The 19,742-nt window shown below is 71.0% G+C and carries 13 protein-coding genes; 8 read left to right on the forward strand and 5 right to left on the reverse strand.

The features are described 5' to 3' along the window. Positions 1-150 precede the first annotated feature (150 nt). A complete protein-coding gene (locus JF597_RS17325; RefSeq protein ID WP_293995412.1) occupies positions 151-1,830 on the forward strand; it encodes a carbohydrate binding domain-containing protein in 1,680 nt (559 codons plus the stop codon). 30 nt (positions 1,831-1,860) lie between these two features. Here the strand turns inward: JF597_RS17325 and JF597_RS17330 are convergent, their stop codons facing one another. The 5 genes from JF597_RS17330 to JF597_RS17350 form a co-directional block, all read right to left on the reverse strand. Further along, on the reverse strand, positions 1,861-2,754 hold the full coding sequence (locus JF597_RS17330; RefSeq protein WP_293995414.1) for a sulfotransferase: 894 nt from the start codon (positions 2,752-2,754) through the stop codon (positions 1,861-1,863). Between the two features lie 176 nt (positions 2,755-2,930). Beyond that, positions 2,931-4,181 (reverse strand): alpha-L-fucosidase, encoded by a 1,251-nt coding sequence (locus JF597_RS17335; RefSeq protein ID WP_293995416.1) that lies wholly within the window; start codon positions 4,179-4,181, stop codon positions 2,931-2,933. A gap of 4 nt (positions 4,182-4,185) precedes the next feature. After that, positions 4,186-7,230 carry a glycoside hydrolase family 38 C-terminal domain-containing protein gene (locus JF597_RS17340; protein WP_293995418.1) on the reverse strand — a complete coding sequence of 1,015 codons (3,045 nt, stop codon included), beginning with the start codon at positions 7,228-7,230 and terminating at the stop codon, positions 4,186-4,188. 46 nt (positions 7,231-7,276) lie between these two features. Next, entirely contained in the window at positions 7,277-8,614 is a 1,338-nt protein-coding gene (locus JF597_RS17345; RefSeq protein ID WP_293995420.1) for a 6-phospho-beta-glucosidase, read from the reverse strand. Further along, positions 8,611-9,375 carry a DeoR/GlpR family DNA-binding transcription regulator gene (locus JF597_RS17350; RefSeq protein ID WP_293995423.1) on the reverse strand — a complete coding sequence of 255 codons (765 nt, stop codon included), beginning with the start codon at positions 9,373-9,375 and terminating at the stop codon, positions 8,611-8,613. Before JF597_RS17350 ends, JF597_RS17345 begins: the two co-directional genes overlap by 4 nt. Positions 9,376-9,503: 128 nt before the next feature. Here JF597_RS17350 and JF597_RS17355 point away from each other — a divergent pair, with 128 nt between their 5' ends. The 7 genes from JF597_RS17355 (at position 9,504) to JF597_RS17385 (ending at position 19,741) form a co-directional block, all read left to right on the forward strand. Next, positions 9,504-10,523, forward strand: a complete 1,020-nt coding sequence (locus JF597_RS17355) for a carbohydrate kinase family protein (protein WP_293995426.1) — start codon at positions 9,504-9,506, stop codon at positions 10,521-10,523. Between the two features lie 105 nt (positions 10,524-10,628). Further along, a complete protein-coding gene (locus tag JF597_RS17360; protein ID WP_293995429.1) occupies positions 10,629-11,909 on the forward strand; it encodes an extracellular solute-binding protein in 1,281 nt (426 codons plus the stop codon). A gap of 34 nt (positions 11,910-11,943) precedes the next feature. Next, complete coding sequence (locus tag JF597_RS17365; protein WP_293995496.1) at positions 11,944-12,921, forward strand: carbohydrate ABC transporter permease; 978 nt, start codon at positions 11,944-11,946, stop codon at positions 12,919-12,921. Positions 12,922-13,013: 92 nt separating this feature from the next. Then, the gene (locus JF597_RS17370; RefSeq protein WP_293995498.1) at positions 13,014-13,799 is read left to right on the forward strand and encodes a carbohydrate ABC transporter permease; all 786 of its coding nucleotides are present in this window, start codon (positions 13,014-13,016) and stop codon (positions 13,797-13,799) included. A gap of 139 nt (positions 13,800-13,938) precedes the next feature. Beyond that, on the forward strand, positions 13,939-14,868 hold the full coding sequence (locus JF597_RS17375) for an alkaline phosphatase family protein (RefSeq protein ID WP_293995501.1): 930 nt from the start codon (positions 13,939-13,941) through the stop codon (positions 14,866-14,868). A gap of 11 nt (positions 14,869-14,879) precedes the next feature. Further along, on the forward strand, positions 14,880-17,837 hold the full coding sequence (locus JF597_RS17380) for a glycoside hydrolase family 2 TIM barrel-domain containing protein (protein ID WP_293995432.1): 2,958 nt from the start codon (positions 14,880-14,882) through the stop codon (positions 17,835-17,837). A 77-nt stretch (positions 17,838-17,914) separates the two neighbouring features. Next, a complete protein-coding gene (locus JF597_RS17385) occupies positions 17,915-19,741 on the forward strand; it encodes a LamG-like jellyroll fold domain-containing protein (RefSeq protein WP_293995435.1) in 1,827 nt (608 codons plus the stop codon). Position 19,742 lies beyond the last annotated feature (1 nt).

A 19,742-nucleotide genomic window follows, 5' to 3' on the forward strand; every position in this document is an offset into this window, starting at 1 on the left:
CGCGCCCCTGAAGGGGCGCTACAACTCACCGGTATGGACCAATTCACGTTCGCCTTCTTGACAGGTGGATTGGTCCAGACCAAATTTGTTGCGCACATCCTTGCACCTTGGTGCAACTCCCGAACACCCCCATTCTTTCAGGGAGATCGCGTGCGCAACTCGCTCAGACGTTCCAGACGCCGGATATTCGCCCTGCTCGGGTCGGCCGCTCTCGCGCTCGCCGGGGCCATCGCGCTGCCCGGTACCGCGCAGGCGGCCAACGTCCTGTCCAACCCCGGCTTCGAGTCGGGGAGTCTCTCGCCGTGGTCCTGCTCCGGGAACCTCGGCTCGGTCGTGTCCTCTCCCGTGCACGGCGGCTCGAAGGCGCTCGCGGGGGCCGCGAGTTCCAGTGACAACGCCCAGTGCACGCAGACCGTCGCGGTGCAGCCCAACTCCACGTACTCGCTCAGCGGCTGGGTCCGCGGCTCCTACGTCTATCTCGGGGTGACCGGCGGCGCGTCCACCTGGACGACCTCGGCCTCCCAGTACAGCCAGCTGACGGTGTCCTTCACCACCGGGGCCTCGCAGACCAGCGCCCAGATCTACGTCCACGGGTGGTACGCCCAGGGGACGTACTACGCCGACGACATCAGCCTCGACGGGCCCGGCGGCAGCTCCGACACCCAGGCGCCGACCGCGCCCACGAACCTCACCTCCACCGGGAAGACCTCCTCCAGCGTGTCCCTGTCGTGGTCGGCGGCGACGGACAACGTCGGGGTGGCGGCGTACGACGTCTACCGCGGGTCGACCCTGGCGACGAGCGTCTCCGGGACCTCCGCCACGGTGAGCGGGCTGTCGGCCAGTACGGCGTACACGTTCACGGTGAAGGCGCGGGACGCGGCCGGGAACGTGTCGGCCGCCTCCAACTCCGTCTCCGTGACGACGAGTGCGGGCACCGGCGGCGGGACCGGGTTCAAGCAGGCCGCGCCCTACCTCTACGAGGGCTGGGGCGACCCGCCGAACCCGGCGACCGTGATGAACGCGACCGGCATCAAGAACTTCACCATGGCCTTCGTGCTGGACTCCGGCGGCTGCACCCCGGCCTGGGACGGCAGCCGCGCGCTCACCGGCGGCGCCGACCAGACCGCGATCAACCAGATCCGGGCGGCCGGCGGCGACGTCACCCCGTCGTTCGGCGGCTGGCAGGGCAGCAAGCTCGGCGCCAACTGCTCCTCCGCGAGCGCGCTGGCCGGGGCGATCCAGAAGGTGATCGACGCCTACGGCCTCAAATCCGTGGACATGGACATCGAGAACACGGACGAGTTCGAGAACGAGGCCGTGCAGGCGAAGATCCTGACCGCCCTGAAGACGGTCAAGGCCAACAACGCCGGGCTGAAGACGATCGTCACCTTCGGGACGTCCACCACCGGCCCGACGTACTACGGCAACCGGCTGATCGAGCAGGCCCAGTCGATCGGCGCCGACATCGACGTCTTCACGATCATGCCGTTCGACTTCGGCGGCGGCTCCGACATGTACGGCAACACCGTGGCCGCGGCCGAGGGGCTGAAGACCAAGCTGAAGTCCACGTTCGGCTGGGACGACGCGACGGCCTACGCGCACATCGGGATCTCCGGCATGAACGGGCTGTCCGACCAGCAGGAGAACACCACCCCGGCGATCTGGACGCAGATCCGTGACTGGGGGAACTCGCACCACATCGCCCGGCTCGCGTTCTGGGCGGCGAACCGGGACCGCGGCTGCGCGGGCGGCGGTGTGGTGAGCAACTGCTCCGGGATCAGCCAGAGCGACTGGCAGTTCACGTCGATCACGGCCGGCTTCACCGGCTGAGCGAGGAGAGACCGACCGGCGTGGGGATGCCTAGACCGGGTATCCCCACGCCTTCGCCATCTCGGCGAGCCGGGGCGGGAGTTCGGCGTCCGGGTCGGCCTGGCGGGCGGCCTGGACCCTGCCGGACCTGATCTCCCTGCTCCAGTCGCCGAGCTTCGGCCTGAAGGTGCCGTGGTCCTGCTCGCCGTAGTCGAGCATGCCGCTCTCCCACGGGACGCCGAGGTACTCGCACAGGCCCCGGGTGACCCGCTCCGGGTCGGCGGTGAGGTCCTCGTACGTGATCACGTGGGCACCGGTGAGGCTCTGGCGGGCCTCTTCGAGCTTCTCCGCGTAGCCCAGGACCTCGGCGCGGATCGCCTCGTGGTCGGGGTCGGCGCGGCGGCTGGTCAGGGACTGGATGACGGCGCCGGGGTGGCGCAGCAGCAGGATGAACCGGGCCTCGGGCCAACATCGGTGCAGCCGCGGCCAGATGAGCGTGTTCGGCGGCGTCTTGTCGACGATGACGTCCTTGCCGCTGCGGCTGAGCTCCAGGTGCAGCACCCGGTCCCACAGCACGTGCTCCAGTTCCTCACGGTCGAGGGCGAGCTCCTTCATGGCGTCCGCCGTGAACTCCCGGGACATGCGGACGTGCACCGTGCGCAGGTGCATCTCGTGCGGGGCGCGGATGCGGCTGTGGCTGTTCAGCAGGACGCGCAGCAGCGTGGAGCCGGAGCGCACCGAGGAGAGCACGAAGGCCGGGGACCGCACCAGGCGCGGGGCGAGCGGGGCCGTGTAGCCGTCGTCGGGGTCCTGCCGCGGGCGCTCGGCGGGACGCTGGGTCGGGATGGCGTCGAGGGTCTTGCGCGGCGGGCTCACCGCCTGCGCCATGAGCCGGCCCCGGCGCTTGAGCCCCTTGGCGATCGCTGACATTCGCGGGTCTCGCACGGTGATGCCTTTCTGTCGTCCCTGCCGTCCCGCATCCCAGGGGTGCCAGGCGAACTCAAGGTGTCCAAGAGGGAAACCGACAGGGTCACGGCGGCCCGAAAAGCCGCCGTGACCAGCACACTTACCGTTCTCTTAATTCTTCATACGAGAAATCCTGGCCTATGACTCGAACCGGCTCAGAACCGTCCGGATCCGCGGTACAGCTCCAGCTCCCCGTCCAGTTCGACGGCGAGGACGGTGGCGTACGGGTCGAGGTCGGCCGCGGCCGGCGGGTCGATCCACAGCACACCGACCGCCTCGTGCAGTCCGCCGACCACCCGGTGGCCGAGTTCGGTGCCGGTGCCCAGGACGGTGACCCTGCGGACCGCCGTCGCGAGGCCCCGGACGCCGATCTCGGCGCGCGGGACGTCGAACAGGGTGAGGTAGAGGGTGCGCCGGTCGGCGGAGAGGGTGCTCGGGCCGTAGTGGTGCCCGGCCGGCAGACCGCGCCCCGTCCCGTACACCGCCTCCGCGTGCCTGCGGATCCACTCCCCCAGCCCTTCGAGCCGCTCGACCTGCGGCTGCGGGATGGTGCCGTCCTCCATGGGGCCGACGTCGAGCAGCAGGTTGCCGCCGCCCCCGATGGTCTCGGTGAAGTAGCGGATCAGCTGGGCGAGCGACTTGTGGTTGTCGTCGTGGTGCTGGTACCCCCACGAGTCGTTGATCGTCAGGCACAGCTCCCACGGGCCGTCCGGCGGCACGATGGGGGCGCCCTGCTCGGGCGTCGCGTAGTCGCCCTCGCTGAGCATGCGCGCGTTGAAGACGACATGCGGGACGTACGAGCGGATCAGCGCGGCGAGTTCGGGGATCCGCCACTGCTCCTCGCTGCGGTCCCACTCCCCGTCGAACCACATCAGGTCCGGCCGGAAGCGGGAGGCCAGCTCCGTTATCTGGCCGTCCCGGTAGGCGATGAAGCGTTCCCAGGCCGCCAGGTCCTCGTCCTCGGCCGCCACCTCCGAGTACCGGTTGTCCTCCAGCTCCGGCGGGCGGCCCGGCTTGCGGGTGGAGGCGTAGTCGGGGTGGTTCCAGTCGGAGTGCGAGTAGTAGAGGCCGACCTTGAGGCCGTGCGCGCGCAGCGCCTCGGCGTAGGGGCCGAGGTAGTCCCTGCCGAGGTTGAGGTCGCCGTACCCGGTGTCCCAGAGGGCCACACCGTCGTGGTGACGGCTGGTGAGCACGGCGTACTTCGCGCCGGCGCGGGCGAACAGGTCCGCCCACGCCTCCGGGTCGTACTTGGCTCCGGTGAAGCGGTCCAGCTGGGACATGTACTGGTCGTGCGGGACGATGTCGTCGTAGAAGGACCAGGATTCCTGGACCCCGTCCACGGCGTAGATGCCCCAGTGCACGAAGATCCCCAGCTTGGCGTCGGTGAACCAGGGTTGCATGGCCATCCGGTCAGCTCCTCTGCAGCCGGAGGGTGAGGATCTGGAAGGGGCGCAGCGTGACGGAGACGGTGTCACCGTCCACGTCGGCGTCCTCCAGCGGGCGCTCCAGCAGGTCGGTCACCCGGGCGCCGGCCAGCGGGAAGCCCGTGCGCAGGACGCCCTGGGCGCGGCCGCCGCGGGACTCGTAGAGGCGGACCACGACATCGCCGGAGGCGTCGTCGGCGAGCTTGACCGCCTCGACGGTAACGCCCTCGCCCGCCACCGAGACGACCGGCTGCGGCTCGCCGGCCGCGTCGGCCACCCGCAGCGGGAGGTTGAGGGCGTAGCCCTCGGCCACCGCGTCCCCGATGGTGGCACCGGGCAGCAGCGCGTAGGTGATGCGGTGGCGGCCCTGGTCGGCGCCCGGGTCCGGGACACGCGGGGCGCGCACCAGGGAGAGCCGGACCGTGGTGGTCGTACCGCCGTCCTCGCGGACCGTGCGGGAGACGTCGTGGCCGTACGTCGAGTCGTTGATGACGGCGACGCCGTAGCCGGGCTCCCCGATGTGCACCCAGCGGTGGCCGGAGACCTCGAAGCGGGCCGCCTCCCAGCTGGTGTTGGTGTGCGTGGGCCGCTGGACGTGGCCGAACTGGATCTCGGCCGAGGAGTGCGCGGCACGGATGTCCACCGGGAAGCCGGCCTTGAGGAACTTCTCGGCCTCGTGCCAGTCGATGTCCGTCTCGAAGTCGATCCGGGGGCTGCCGGCGCGGACGCTGATCGTCTGGGTGATCGTCGAGCCGTTGCCGAAGGGGCGCGTGACGCGGATCGAGCCGAGCAGCGGGTCGGTGTCGGCGACGGTGATCTCGGAGGGGTCGAGCAGGTCGGTGTAGCGGTTCTTGTAGTGCTTGTCGACGTCCCAGGCGTCCCAGTAGTTCGGGAGGTCGGTGTGCAGGCGGAGCAGGTTGCCCTGGCCGGCGAGGACCTCGCGGTTCGCGCGCAGGTCGTACACCGACGACAGGGTGCCGTCCTCGGCGATCTCCACCCGGACCAGTCCGTTGTCGATGACCCGGCCTTCGACCGTCACCGGCCGCGGGGCGTCGGCGGCGGCCGTCAGCGGCGCGCTGCCGCTCGCCGGGACCTCGACGTACACCGGGGTGCCCGCGGCGTCCCGGACGACCTCCGCGCGGGCGTAGGGGCTGGTGTTGAAGACGCGGGCCGTGCCGCCGCCCAGGGCGGTGACCGCCTCGGTGGTGAGCGCCTCCAGTTCCTCGGCGACCCGGGCGTACTCGGCCTCGGCCTCGCGGTGCACCCAGGCGATCGAGGAGCCGGGCAGGATGTCGTGGAACTGGTGGAGCAGGACCGTCTTCCAGAGCCGGTCGAGCTTCTCGTGCGGGTAGCGGTAGCCGGGCGCGTGCAGCGCGGACGTGGTCGCCCACAGCTCGGCCTCGCGGAGCCTGTGCTCGCTGCGCCGGTTGCCCTGCTTGGTGCGGGCCTGCGAGGTGTAGGTGGCGCGGTGCAGCTCCAGGTAGAGCTCGCCGACCCAGACCGGGGCGTCCTCGTACTCGGCGCGGGCCTTGGCGAAGAAGGCGTCCGGGTGCTCGACCTCGACGCGCGGGGAGCCCTCCAGGTCCTTCAGGCGGCGGGCCCGCTCCATGATCTCGCGGGTGGGGCCGCCACCGCCGTCGCCCCAGCCGAACGGGGCCAGCGAGCGCGTCGCGCCGCCCTTCTCGGCGTAGTTGCGGACCGCGCGGGACATCTCCTCGCCGCTGAAGCGGGCGTTGTAGGTGTCCACGGGCGGGAAGTGCGTGAAGATGCGGGTGCCGTCGATGCCCTCCCACCAGAAGGTGTGGTGGGGGAACTTGTTGGTCTGGTTCCAGGAGATCTTCTGGGTGAGGAACCACTCGTTGCCGGCGAGCTTGGCGATCTGCGGGTAGGCCGCGTTGTAGCCGAAGGAGTCCGGCAGCCACACCCCCTTGGTCTCGACCCCGAAGTGCTCCATGAAGAACCGCTTGCCGTGGACGAACTGGCGGGCGACCGCCTCGCCGCCCGGCAGGTTGCCGTCGGACTCCACCCACATGCCGCCGACCGGCGCCCACTGGCCCTTCTTGACCGACTCCTGGATCCGGGCCCAGACCTGCGGGTAGTTGTCGCGGACCCACTCGTACTGCTGGGCCTGCGAGCAGGCGAAGACGAACTCCTCGTACTCGTCCGCCAACGATGTCACGTTGGAGAAGGTGCGGGACGTCTTGCGCTTGGTCTCGCGGATCGGCCACAGCCAGGCCGAGTCGATGTGGGCGTGGCCCACGCCGGAGACGATGTGCGCGCTGGCGTGCGCGGGCTTCGACAGGACCGGTTTCAGGGCCTCGCGGACGGCGGCGGCCGAGCCGGAGATGTCGTCCAGGTCGAGCAGGTCCATCGCGTGGTCGAGGGCGTGCATGATCTCGTGGCGGCGCGGGTCGTGCTCGCCGAGTTCCAGCATCAGCTCGCGCAGCACCTGGACGTCCAGGTCGAGGTGCCAGACGTCCTCGTCGAGGACGGCGATGTCGGCACGCCTGAAGGTGTAGAGCGGCTTGTCGCCGGCCGTCAGGACGTCACCCAGAGGCGTGGGCCCCACGAAGTCGTTGGCGAGGATGTCGGGGTTGGAGGCGGCCTCGACCAGGTAGTCGATCACTTCGCCGCCGGTCGCCGGGTTGGCGATCGCCACGTACTGGTTGAGCGGGTTGACCGCCTTCAGGGGGGTCCCGTCGGTGAGGTGGACCAGGGCCTCGGCCTGGTTGCCCGGCCAGTCGCCGACGAAGCCGAGGTCGATGACGGCCTCGACGCGGCGGCCCGCGAATGCAGCGGGCACCTGCCCGCGCATCCGGAACCAGGTGGTGCCCCAGGGCGGGCCCCACGGGGTGTCCATCGCGAACGGCTCGTACGCGGCGGCCGCGGCCTCCTCGAAGGGCACCGGCTCCCCGGGTGCCTGCCAGGCGGACACCTCGAAGGGGACGGTGGCCGCGTAGATCGCGGGCTTGATGCGCTGGTTGTGGAGGCGCTCTACGCGCTCCTCGATCCGGCGGCGTTCGTCGTGCATGGGAAGTCTCCAGAAGAGGGATGGAAAGCGCTTTCCGAGCGGCTGGCTACTTAAGATACGCGAGGCCGGGGTGCACCTCGGTGTACCCCTCCACCAGGCGCCGGGCGACGTTCACCGAGTCGACCAGCGGGTGCAGCGCGAACGCCTTCACGGCCGTCGTGCGGGAGCCGGACTCGGCTGCGGCGAGCACCTCGCGCTCGACCGCCTTGACCGCGCAGACCAGGCCGGTGGCGTGGTCGGGCAGCGGGGCGACGGCGACCGGGTGGGCGCCGTTGGCGTCGACCAGGCAGGGCACCTCGATGACGGCCTCGCCGTCGAGCGCCGAGAGGGTGCCGCGGTTGCGGACGTTGAGGATCAGAGTGGTGCGCTCGTCGCGGGCGATGGCCCGCATCAGGGCCAGGGCGACCTTCTCGTACCCGCCGGAGAGGTCGTCGGCGTCGCGCTCGCCGGCGCCGGCCGTCTCCCGGTTCTCCGCCATGTAGGTGGCCTCGCGCTCGGCGCGGGTGCGGTCCCAGACGTCCAGGGCCCTGGCACCCGGATCGGTCACCGCCTCGTAGAAGTGCGCCTGCTGGTCGCGCAGGAAGGCGCCGCGGGTCCGCTCGGCCTGCTGGTAGGCGCGGACGGCCTCGCGGTTGAAGTAGTAGTAGTGCAGGTATTCGTTGGGGATGGCACCGAGGGACTGCAGCCAGTCGACGCCGAAGAGCTTGCCCTCCTCGAAGGAGCCGAGCAGGTCGGGGTCGGCGAGCAGGCGCGGGAGCTCGTCGCGGCCGGCGATGTGCAGGCCGCGCACCCAGCCGAGGTGGTTGAGGCCGACGTAGTCGATCCAGGCCTCCTTCGGGTCCCCGCCGAGGACGCGCGCGATCCGGCGGCCGAGGCCCACCGGGGAGTCGCAGATGCCGATGACGCGGTCGCCGAGGTGCCGGGACATGGCCTCGGTGACCAGTCCGGCGGGGTTGGTGAAGTTGATGACCCAGGCGTCGGGGGCGAGCCGGGCGACCCGCCGGGCGATGTCGACGGCGACGGGCACGGTCCGCAGGCCGTAGGCGATGCCGCCGGCGCCGACCGTCTCCTGGCCGAGGACGCCCTCCGCGAGGGCCACCCGCTCGTCGTTCGCCCTGCCCTCCAGGCCGCCCACCCGGATCGCCGAGAAAATGAAGTCGGCACCGGTGAGGGCCTCGTCCAGGTCGGTCGTGGCGGTCACGGCGGGGGCGCCCGGGACGCCGGCCGCCTGTTCGGTCAGGACCCGGGCGACCGCGGACAGCCGGCCGGCGTCGAGATCGTGCAGCACGACCTCGGTGACCCGCCCCTCGGCCCGGTCCGTCAGCAGTGCGCCGTACACGAGCGGCACGCGGAACCCGCCGCCGCCCAGAATCGTCAGTTTCACGCTTGAGCCTTTCCTGCCAGGACCACCTCGACACCGGCCTCCTCAAGGGCGGCTCGGGTCGCCGGATCCACCGGCGCGTTGGTCACCACCTTGTCCAGGTCCCCGGGACCGCAGACCTTCGCCATGCCCGTGCCCGGGAACTTGGCGGCATCGGCGAGCAGCACGACCTTGTCGCTCGCCCCGATCATGGCGCGCTTGACCGGCACCTCCACGACCGTCGTGTCCATCACCTGCCCGCCCGGCCGCACCCCGCTGGTGCCGAGGAACAGCCAGTCGGCGTGCAGCTGGCGCAGGTTGTCCTCGGTGAGGAAACCGACCAGGGAGCGGTACTCGCGGCGGAGCATGCCGCCGAGCAGCACCAGTTCGATGCCCTCGTCGTCGGCGAGCTCCTCGTACACCACCAGGTTGCTGGTGATGACGGTGAGGCGGCGGCCGTGCAGCTGGCGGGCGAGCCGGAAGGCCGTGGTGCCGATGTCGAGCAGCACCGACTGGCCGTCCTGCACCAGAGCCGCGGCGCACGCGGCTATGGCGTCCTTCTCGGCCACGCGCACCTCGGCCACCTCGGCGAAGGGCTGGTCGCCCTCGTCGACGACGGCGCCGCCGTGGACACGCGTGAGCAGCCCGTCCTCCTCCAGTTTGACCAGGTCACGCCTGATCGTGGCCGGGCTCACACCCAGCTGTTCGGAGAGGTCGGTCACAGCCGCGGGGCCACCGGAGCGAAGGGCCCGCAGGATGAGTTGGTGTCGTCGTTCTGCCAGCACGCGGCGAACACTACTCGTCATCTTCAATCAAATCCATGCTCAGTTCTGCTCGGGTATTGACCAATCTCTTCGATCGGCGCACGATTCCGGTCATCGAAAATGACGAGTTTTGACGAGAGGCTGCGCGCGTGGACGACGACAGGCCCGATGTGCTGCTGACCGGGCTCCTCTTCTACGACCTCGTCCTCACCGGGCTGGGAAAGCCGCCGACACCGGGTGAGGAGATCTGGACGGGCGGCATGGGCTGCGGCCCCGGCGGCATCGCGAACCTCGCGGTGGCCGCGGCCCGCTTCGGCCTGCGCACCTCGCTGGCCACGGTCTTCGGGGACGACTTCTACGGCGAGTACTGCCGGGACGTCCTGTGCGACCAGGAGGACATCGACCTCTCGCTCTCCCGCACCGCGGACGACTGGCCCACCCCCGTCACCGTCTCGCTCGCCACCGGTCACGACCGGGCCCTCGTCACCCACGGCCAGGAACCCCCGTACTCGCAGGACACACTGATGGGCGACCCGCCCGAGGCGCGCACCGCGCTCGTGCACATCGAGGCCGAGCCGCGCGAGTGGATCGCCAAGGCCGCGGCGAACGGCACCCACGTCTACGCCGACGTCGGCTGGGACCCCACCCAGGAGTGGTCCCGCGACCTCCTCGACCAGCTCGCCCTGTGCCACGCCTTCCTCCCCAACGAGACCGAGGCGATGGCGTACACCCGCACCGACAGCGCGGTCGCGGCCCTCGGCACGCTCGCGGAGCTGGTGCCGGTGGCGGTCGTCACCCGGGGCGGGGACGGCGCGGTGGCCGTCGACCAGACCACCGGCGAGTACGCCGAGGTCCCGGCCCTCCCCGTGGAGGTCCTGGACGCCACCGGCGCCGGGGACGTGTTCGGCGCGAGCTTCGTCACGGCCTCCCTCGGCGGCTGGCCGCTGACCGAGCGGCTGCGGTTCGCGGTCCTCGCGGCCGGGCTCTCCGTCCGGCACCACGGCGGCGCCCTCGCGGCCCCCGGCTGGTACGGCGTCGACCGCTGGTGGCGCTCGCTGACCGATCCCGAACTGAAGAAGGCCTACGGCTTCCTCGCCGACCGCCTGCCGGCGGACGTGGGCCCCCCGGTGCACCACGCGCCCGTCACCCCGCCCGCCCGGCCGCACTGACCCCCACCGGTTCACGGCCGCCCCCGGACCCCACCGCTTCACAGCCCCACAGCCCCACAGCTCAACGCCCCTCAGTACCACGAACAGGAACAACAGGAGTGACCCGTGGACCTTTCACGTAGAGGCTTCCTCCAGGCCGCCGCACTCACCGCGGCCGCGTCCGGACTGACCGTCGCCTGCGGCAGCGGCTCGGGATCGGGCGGTACCAAGAACGGCAAGAACCTCACCCTGTGGTACTGGGGCGGTGCGCTCAGCGACAAGGTGGTCGCGGAGGCGAAGACCCACTTCAGCGGTTCGGTGAAGCTGACCGCCTCCTCCATCGGCGGCGACTTCAAGCAGAAGCTCACCACCACCCTCGCCGCGGGCGGCTCCTCCGTGCCCGACATCACCGGCATCAAGGGCGAGGACATGGCGTCCTTCCTGCCCAACGCCGACCGCTTCCTCGACCTGAACGACCTCGGCTTCGAGAAGGTCTCGTCCCAGTACCTGGACTGGAAGACCAAGCTCGCCCAGACCAAGGACGGCAAGCAGATCGGCTTCCCGATCGACATCGGCCCCACCGCGCTCTTCTACCGCGAGGACCTGTTCGCCAAGGCCGGCGTGGCCACCGACCCCGCCAAGGTCGCCGACCTGGTCAAGACCTGGGACGACTACTTCACGCTCGGCACCGAACTGCAGAAGAAGAACCCCGGCACCTTCCTGGTCAACAACATCAGCTCCGTCTTCAACATCGCGGTCGGCCAGGGCACCCAGCGGTTCATCGACAAGAACAACCACTTCATCGGTGACCAGGACCACATCCGCAGCGCGTGGACGACGGCGATCCGCCCCTACACCCTGGGCATCGACGCCAAGATCAACGACAACTCCTGGAACGCGGCCGTCGGCAAGAGCCTCCTCACCGAACTGGGCGCGGCCTGGCACGCGCTGGACATCGAGCAGGCGGCGCCCCAGACCAAGGGCAAGTGGCGGGTCTGCGCAAACCCCGTCGGACCGTCCAACCAGGGCGGCTCCTACCTGGCGCTGCCCCGGCAGTGCCGGAACCCCGAGGAAGCTTTCAAGATCATCAGCTGGATCCTCAGCCCCACCAACGACGCCCGCGGCTTCACCGACGCGGCCATCTTCCCCGCCGCCCCGGCCGCGTACGCCATGCCGGCCATGACCGGCCCCGACGCCTTCTTCGGCGGCCAGAAGATCATCGAGGTCTTCGGACCGGCCGCCAAGGCCATACCGGACAGCTACGAGGCACCGGCCGACGCGGCCGTCATGGCCCCGTACATGACGGAACTGACCAACATCGAGGCCAAGGGCAAGAAGCCCGACGACGCCTGGAACGACGCGGTCAGCCAGGCCAAGCAGATCGCCCGGCGTCAGGGGGTGAACTGAGGTGACGTCACCTCCGGTCACCGGTCCCGCCGCGGTGCCCGAGCACCGCGGCGGGCCGGGCCCGGCCCGGTTCCGCCCGCGGCGCGCCACGCCCGCCGGCACCACCACCCGGCCCAGGCGGCGCGGGCCGCTGTCGTACTGGCGGCAGTACCTCGCGATCTCGCCCTTCTACCTGATCTTCGCCGCGTTCTCCTTCTTCCCGGTCTTCTACTCGCTGTACCTGGCCTTCCAGCGCTGGGACGGGCTCGGCGACATGCAGTTCGTGGGCCTCCAGCAGTTCAGGTTCCTGTGGTCGGACCCGGTCTTCTGGCTGTCGATCCGCAACACCCTGGTGATCTGGGTGCTGTCCACCGTGCCCACCCTCCTGGGCGCCCTGGTGCTGGCGACGCTGCTGCACTCGGTGCGCCGATTCAAGGGCTTCTACCGGATCGCCCTCTACGTGCCGAACGTCACCTCGATCGTGGCGGTGGCGATCTTCTTCGGCGCCGTGTTCAGCAACAACTTCGGTCTGGTCAACGCGATCCTGGGCACGGTCGGCATCTCGCCCGTGCCCTGGCTGAGCAACCCGTGGCTGATCAAGGTGGTCATCGCGCTGCTGATGACCTGGATGTGGACCGGCTACAACATGATCATCTACCTGGCCGGTCTCCAGGCGATCCCGGCCTCGATCTACGAGGCGGCGAAGGTCGACGGCGCCGGCCCGGTCCGCACGTTCTTCCAGATCACCGTCCCGATCATGCGGCCGATCATCCTGTTCACCGTCATCATCTCGACGATCAACGGTCTGCAGAGCTTCAGCGAACCCCAGGTCCTGTTCGCCAGCAACGCCGCCAACGCGAACCTCGGCGGCCCGGGACAGGCCGGTCTGACCACGCTGCTGTACTTCTACCAGTCGGCCTTCCTCAACAACGACTACGGCTACGGCGCGGCCATCGTGTGGGCCTTCTTCCTGCTGATCATCGTCCTCGTCGCCGTCAACTGGCGCATCACCCAACGAGGGAGGAAGCCGTGACCACAGCCGACCCGACAGCCGACCCGACGCGGCCGGCCCCGCGCGCGAGGCGGCTGCGCCGCCCCAAGGGCCTGACCGCGCACATCATCCTCATGGCGGCCGTCCTGCTCTCGGTCTTCCCGTTCCTGTGGACGATCGTCATGGCGACCAACACCACCCAGGACATCTACAAGAGCCCGCCGAAGTTCACCTTCGGCTCGCACCTGCTGGAGAACATCCGGCACGTGCTGAACACCATCGACTTCTTCGGGTCGATGCTCAACACGGTCATCGTCGCGACCGTCACCACCGTCCTGGTGCTCTTCATCGACTCGCTGGCGGCCTTCACCTTCGCGAAGTTCGACTTCCCCGGCCGCAAGGTGCTCTTCGGCACACTGCTGCTGTTCATGATGCTGCCGCTGCAGCTGGCGATCCTGCCGCAGTTCATCCTCATGTCGAACATCGGCTGGGTCGGCATGCTCAAGGCGCTGGTCCCGCCCGCCCTGGCCAACGCCTTCGGCATCTTCTGGCTGCGCCAGTACATCGAGAACGGCGTGCCCGACGAACTCCTCGACGCCGCGCGCATCGACGGCGCCGGATTCTTCCGGCAGTACTGGAACATCGCGCTGCCGATGATCAGGCCCGCGCTGTCCTTCCTCGCCATCTACGCCTTCGTCGGCGCCTGGAACGACTACGTCTGGCCGCTCGTCGTGCTCACCAACCCCGACCACGTGACCCTCCAGGTGGAGCTGGCCCAGCTCAACGTCGGCCACACCACCGACTACAGCATGGTCATGGCCGGGGTGCTGATGGCCTCCCTGCCGCTGGTGCTGGTGTTCGCCATATTCGCCCGCGGTTTCATCGCCGGCGCCACCGAAGGCGCCGTGCAGGGCACCTGACCCGCGCGGGCCGGCCCGGCCCGCGCGGTACGCGCGAGACAGAGGGAGGGATCCGGTGACGGACGCCGACGCCGAGCGGACGCCAGGAGCAGAGGGTAAGGGGCCCTCGGCCCGCCTGCCGTTCGCCCGGCGCCGTGCCGTGTCCGCCGGGCCGGACGGCGCCCGGCGCGCGAGAGTGCTCGTGGTGGGCATGGACGGGCTGCGCCACGACCGGCTGGCCCTCTCCCCGGCACACGCACCCGTCCTGCACGCCCTGATGGCCGCCGGCGCCCACGGCACCAGCCTGCTGCCCTACGGCGAGGCGGACGGCCAGGCCGCGGACGGGCCGGCCACCAGCATGGCCTACACCGACTCCGGCCCCGGCTGGTCGAGCGTGCTGACCGGGGTGTGGCCGGACCGTCACGGCGTGACCGGCAACGACTTCCACGGCGCCGACTACGGCCGCCACCCCGACTTCCTCACCCGCGCGGCCGCCGCCCGCCCCGGCCTGCGCACCGCCGCCGTGGTCTCCTGGCCGGAGCTGGTCCACCGCGGCACCCTCGGCCCCGCCATCGGCTGCCGCATCCACTACGACGGCGAGCGCGACGGCTACCTCGCCGCGGACGACCTCGTCGCACGCACCGCCGTCCGCCGGCTCGCCGAGCACGACCCGGACCTGCTGTTCGTGTACTTCGGCGGCACCGACGAGGCCGGCCACGCCACCGGCCCGCTCTCCCCCGCCCACGACGCCGCCCTGCTCGCCCAGGACACCCACCTCGGACGCCTGCTGGCGGCGATCGACGCCCGGCGCCGCGGCGAGCGGTGGACCGTAGTGGTCACCACCGACCACGGTCACCTCGACACCGGCGGCCACGGCGGCGACACGCGTGCCGAACGTGAGGTCTTCGTGATCCTCGCCGAGCCCGGCGCGCCCGGCGGCACCCTGCTCGACACCCCCCGCCTCATCGACATCGCCCCCACCGTCCTGGACCGGCTCGGCATCCCCGTCGACCCCGCCTGGGGCTGGGAAGGACGCGTCCTGCCCAGGCCCGCCACGTCACCCACATCACCCACGTCACCAGAGAAGTGAGCCACCCGCCGATGAACGGTCCGTCGATCCCCGGGGCCCGGCCCGCCGATCCCCTGATCGCCCTCCGCCCCTGGGAAGCCCCCGAGGTGACCTCCTGGGGGCGGCTCCCCATGAACGCCGTCGACCGGCGCACCGGAGTACTCCCCCTGGACGGCGACTGGCGTTTCCAGTTGCTGCCGGCTCCGGACGCGCCGGTCGGCGGCTCCTGGTCCACGGCCCACGTCCCGGGCGCCTGGACCGTGCAGGGCACCGACGACCTGCCGCAGTACACGAACGTCACCATGCCGTTCCGCGAGTTCCCGCCCGGCTCCCCCGCCGCCAACCCGACGGGGGTCTACGAGCGCGAGCTGGACGTGCCCGCCGAGTGGGCCGGGCGCCGGATCGTGCTCCAGGTCGGCGCCGCCGAGAGCGTGCTGCTCGTGCACGTCGACGGGCTGCCGGTGGGCGTGTCCAAGGACTCGCACCTGGCCGCCGAGTTCGACCTGACCGACGCCGTCCGCCCCGGCGCGCGGTCGGTCCTCAGGCTCACGGTCGTCAAGTGGTCGGACGCCTCGCACATCGAGGACCAGGACCACTGGTGGCACGGCGGGATCACCCGCTCGGTACTGCTCTACACCACCGACCCGTTCCGGCTCGCGGACGTGACCGTGCGGGCGCGGCGGGACGGCGAGCTGCGCGTGGACTGCCAGGTGCGCAACGCGGCCGTCGACCGGGCGCTGCCCGCCGGCTGGTACGTCACCGGGGACCTCGACGGCAAGCCGCTCGCGCAGGACGCCGAGTTCGACCGGATCAACACCGAGGACGACCGGGTCTCCGACTTCCTCGGCGAGGCCCGCATCCGCGCCACCGTGCCCGACGTGCGCACCTGGAACGCGGAGCAGCCCGAGCTGTACGGGCTGACCGTGCGGCTGCACCGCGCGGACGGCACGGTCGCCGACACGTCGTACCACCGCATCGGCTTCCGGGACGTCGAGATCGTCGGCCGGGACCTGCTCGTCAACGGCGAACGGGTGTTCATCCGGGGCGTCAACCGGCACGACTTCCACCCCCTCACCGGGCGGACGGTGTCGTACGACGACGTGCGCGCCGACCTGGTGGTGCTGAAGCGGTGCGGGTTCAACGCGATCCGCACCTCGCACTACCCGAACGACCCGGCCCTGTACGACCTCGCCGACGAACTCGGCTTCTACGTCGTCGACGAGGCGGACATCGAGTCCCACGACCACGCCCACGAGATCGCCGACGACCCGCGCTACCTCAACGCCTTCGTCGACCGGGTCTCCCGGATGGTGCTGCGCGACAAGAACCACCCCTCGGTCATCATCTGGTCGCTGGGCAACGAGTCCGACTACGGCGCCAACCACGACGCGGCGGCCGGCTGGGTGCGACGGCACGACGCGACCCGGCCGATCCAGTACGAGGGGGCGGCCAAGCGCGGCTGGGCCGACCCGGACGTGGCCTCCGACATCGCCTGCCCGATGTACGCGCCGCTGGAGGACTGTGTCGCCCACGCCCTGTCCGGTGAGCAGACCAAGCCCCTGATCCAGTGCGAGTACTCGCACGCCATGGGCAACAGCAACGGCACGCTGGCCGACCACTGGGCCGCCATCGAGTCCACTCCGGGGCTTCAGGGCGGGTTCATCTGGGAGTTCTGGGACCACGGAATTCTCCAGCGGGTGAGCGACGGAAGACCGGTCGGGCGCGCGGGCGCCGGACTGTACGACAACGGTGTCGCCGCGCCCGGCCACCGCTGGGCGTACGGCGGCGACTTCGGCGAGGCCGTGCACGACGGGGCCTTCGTCGCGGACGGGATCGTCTTCCCCGACCGCACCCCCAAGCCCGCGATGTACGAGCACCGGGAGATCGCGGCGCCGGTGCGCATCCGGTGCTTCCGGCACGAGGGCATCGTCCTCGCCAACCACCAGCACTTCCGGGGCTTCGACTGGCTGGCCGGCACCTGGGAGCTGGCGCTGGCCGACGGCCGTACCCTGACCGGGCCGGCCGAGCTGCCCGAGCTGTGCCCCGGCGAGACGGCGGCCGTGCCGCTGCCGTTCGAGGTGCCGGCGGACGGCGGCGAGGCGTGGCTGACGCTGCGGGTGACGGTCGCCGAGGACCAGCCGTGGGCACCGGCCGGTACGGAGATCTGCGCGCCGCAGATCCGGATCCGGGCGGCGGACCCGCTCGGGCCGCCGGTACCGGCGGGGCCCGCCGTCGAGGTGGACGGCGAGGGGCTGCTGGTCCACCCGCTGCTGACGGCCGCCCCGGCGCTGTCGCTGTGGCGGGCGCCCACCGACAACGACGAGCTGGGCGGGATGGCGCTGCGCTGGCGCGCCTGGGGCCTGGACCAGCTGGTGCGCAAGGTGGTCTCGGTGCGACGCGACGGCGCCCGGGTGACCGTGCTCGCGGAGTACGCCGGCACGGTCGGGGTCGTACGGCACCGGCAGGAGTTCACGCCGGTCGAGGGCGGGGTCCGGGTCGAGGAGTCGGCCGAGCTGCCCGAGGAGTTCGCGGACGTGGCCCGGGTCGGCTCGGTCTTCGAGACGGTGGGCGGGTTCGACCTGCTGGAGTGGTTCGGTCAGGGTCCCTGGGAGTCGTACCCCGACCGTGCCGCCGGAGCCCCGGTCGGCCACCACTCGGTTCCCGTGGACGAGTTGTTCACCCCGTACCTGCGGCCCCAGGAGAGCGGCGGCCGGCACGGCGTACGGCGGTTCACGCTGTCGGCTCCGGACGCCACCGGGGTCGCGGTCGAGCTGGACGGGCCCCGCCAGGTCTCCGTCAGCCGCTACCGCGCCGAGGACCTCACCGCCGTCACGCACCACGACGAACTCGTGCCGCGGGCCGGCTGCGTGGTCCACATCGACGCCGCACACCGGGGCCTCGGTACGGCATCGTGCGGTCCCGACACCTTCCCCTCCTACCTCGTCGCACCGGGCGTCCACCGCTGGAGCTGGACGCTGCGCGTGCTCTGAGACCCGTCCGCCGAGATCCGCCTTCCGAGATCCCCCCACGCCCTTCGCCGTCACTTCTGCTTACCCACGGAGCACACGTGTGTACTTCGCATGACCACCCTCAGGGCGAGGCCGCGCAGGCCGGAGCCGGACGCCGCAGTTTCCTCCGCGCGACCGCGCTGCTCGGCGCCGCCGCCACCGCCGGGGTGGCGCTGCCCACCGCCGCCGAGGCGTCCTCCGGCCGGCGGCCCGACCCGGAGAGCCGACGCTTCACCCTCGCGGTGATGCCCGACACCCAGTACCTCTTCGACGGACCGAGCATCAACCCGGCGCCCATCGAGGCGTCGCTGCGCTACCTCCTCGAACACGGCGGCGAGTCCGACGAGAACATCGTCTTCCTGTCCCACCTCGGCGATCTCACCCAGAACGGGGCGGCTGAGGAGTTCGCCGCGATCAGCAAGGCGTTCGGGATCCTCGACCGGCGCGGGGTCGGCTACAGCGTGCTGGCCGGCAACCACGACATCAGGTCGTCCACGGACGACCAGCGCGGTGCCACGCCGTACCTGGACGCCTTCGGCCCGCAGCGCTTCGAGGACAAGCCGACGTTCGGCGGGGCCTCCGCGGACGGTTACAACACCTACCACCTGTTCCGGGCGGCCGGGCGCGAGTGGCTCGTGCTGGCGCTGGACTGGCGGCTGTCGGCCAAGGGGTACGCCTGGGCGAAGGACGTCATCGCCGCGCACCCGAAGGCGCCCGTCATCCTCACCACCCACGAACTGGTCGTGGACGACGACGAGTTGTCGTCGTACGGGCAGCAGCTGTGGGACCGGCTGGTCGACGAGCACGACCAGATCTTCCTCACCCTCAACGGCCACTACTGGCCGGCCCGCCGGGCCACCCGCAAGAACGCGGCCGGCAACGACGTGCACCTGCACCTGACGAACTACCAGAACCGGTACTTCGGCGGTGCGGCGATGATCCGCCTCTACCACTTCGACCTGGACCGCGACGTCATCGACGTGGAGACGGTCTCGCCGTGGATCCTCGGCCGGGCCAAGAAGGACCTGAACGAGCTGGAGCGGCAGGAGATGGAGCTGAGCGGCGACGCGGACCGCTTCTCCGTCGACATCGACTTCGCGGCACGCTTCGAGGGCTTCGACCCGGTGCCGGTCCGCCCGGCGCGGCCTGCCTCGCAGCTGCTGGTCCGGGGCACGGCCGCCTACTGGCGGTTCGACTCGGCGGTCTCCGGCACGGTCCGTGACCTGTCCGGCAACGGCAACGACCTCACCGTGGTCTCGGTGGGCGGCGGCACGCTCGGCTGGTCGGCGGACCACCACCCGGACCAGCCGGGCCACGGCAGCCTGGAGTTCACCGGGTACAAGTCGCCGCTGAAGGGCGCCTACCTCCAGACGGTCGGTGGCGCGCCGCTCAACTCGGCGACGTTCAAGGACGGTTACACCATCGAGGCGTTCTTCCGGCTGCCCGCCGACTGGGACCCCGACCACAACGCGTGGGCCGGTGTCGTCAGCCGCCGGGGCACCGGCGGAGCCGCCGGCAAGACCGCCGACGACCCGGACGAGCCGCTGGCCACGCTGTCGCTGTCCAACGACCGCGAACCGCAGTGGGCGATGCGCCCGCTCAACCAGGAGGGCATCGCCACCAACTGGGGCCAGGAGACGCCCCTGAAGACCTGGACCCATCTCGCCGTCGTCAACGACGGCAGGCACACGACCCTGTATGTCGACGGCTGCCCGGTGGTGCGCAACCCGAAGGCCTCCGCGACGGGCATCACCTCGGTCGGCGAGCCCTGGCTGCTCGGCGGCTACACCTACGCCGACAAGATCGACCAGATCCTCCACGGCCGCCTCGGCGACGTCCGGATCGTCTCGCGGGCACTGCCCGTCTCCTCCTTCATGACCCACTGAC

Origin of the sequence: Streptomyces sp. (assembly GCF_019510245.1) — a bacterium.
GTDB lineage: Bacteria > Actinomycetota > Actinomycetes > Streptomycetales > Streptomycetaceae > Streptomyces.

Coding starts and splice junctions, on each gene's coding strand:
- JF597_RS17335 (WP_293995416.1), bottom strand. CDS start 4,181: ATGGCCATGCAACCCTGGTTCACCGACGCCAAGCTGGGGATCTTCGTG.
- JF597_RS17340 (WP_293995418.1), bottom strand. CDS start 7,230: ATGCACGACGAACGCCGCCGGATCGAGGAGCGCGTAGAGCGCCTCCAC.
- JF597_RS17370 (WP_293995498.1), top strand. CDS start 13,014: ATGGCGGCCGTCCTGCTCTCGGTCTTCCCGTTCCTGTGGACGATCGTC.
- JF597_RS17380 (WP_293995432.1), top strand. CDS start 14,880: ATGAACGGTCCGTCGATCCCCGGGGCCCGGCCCGCCGATCCCCTGATC.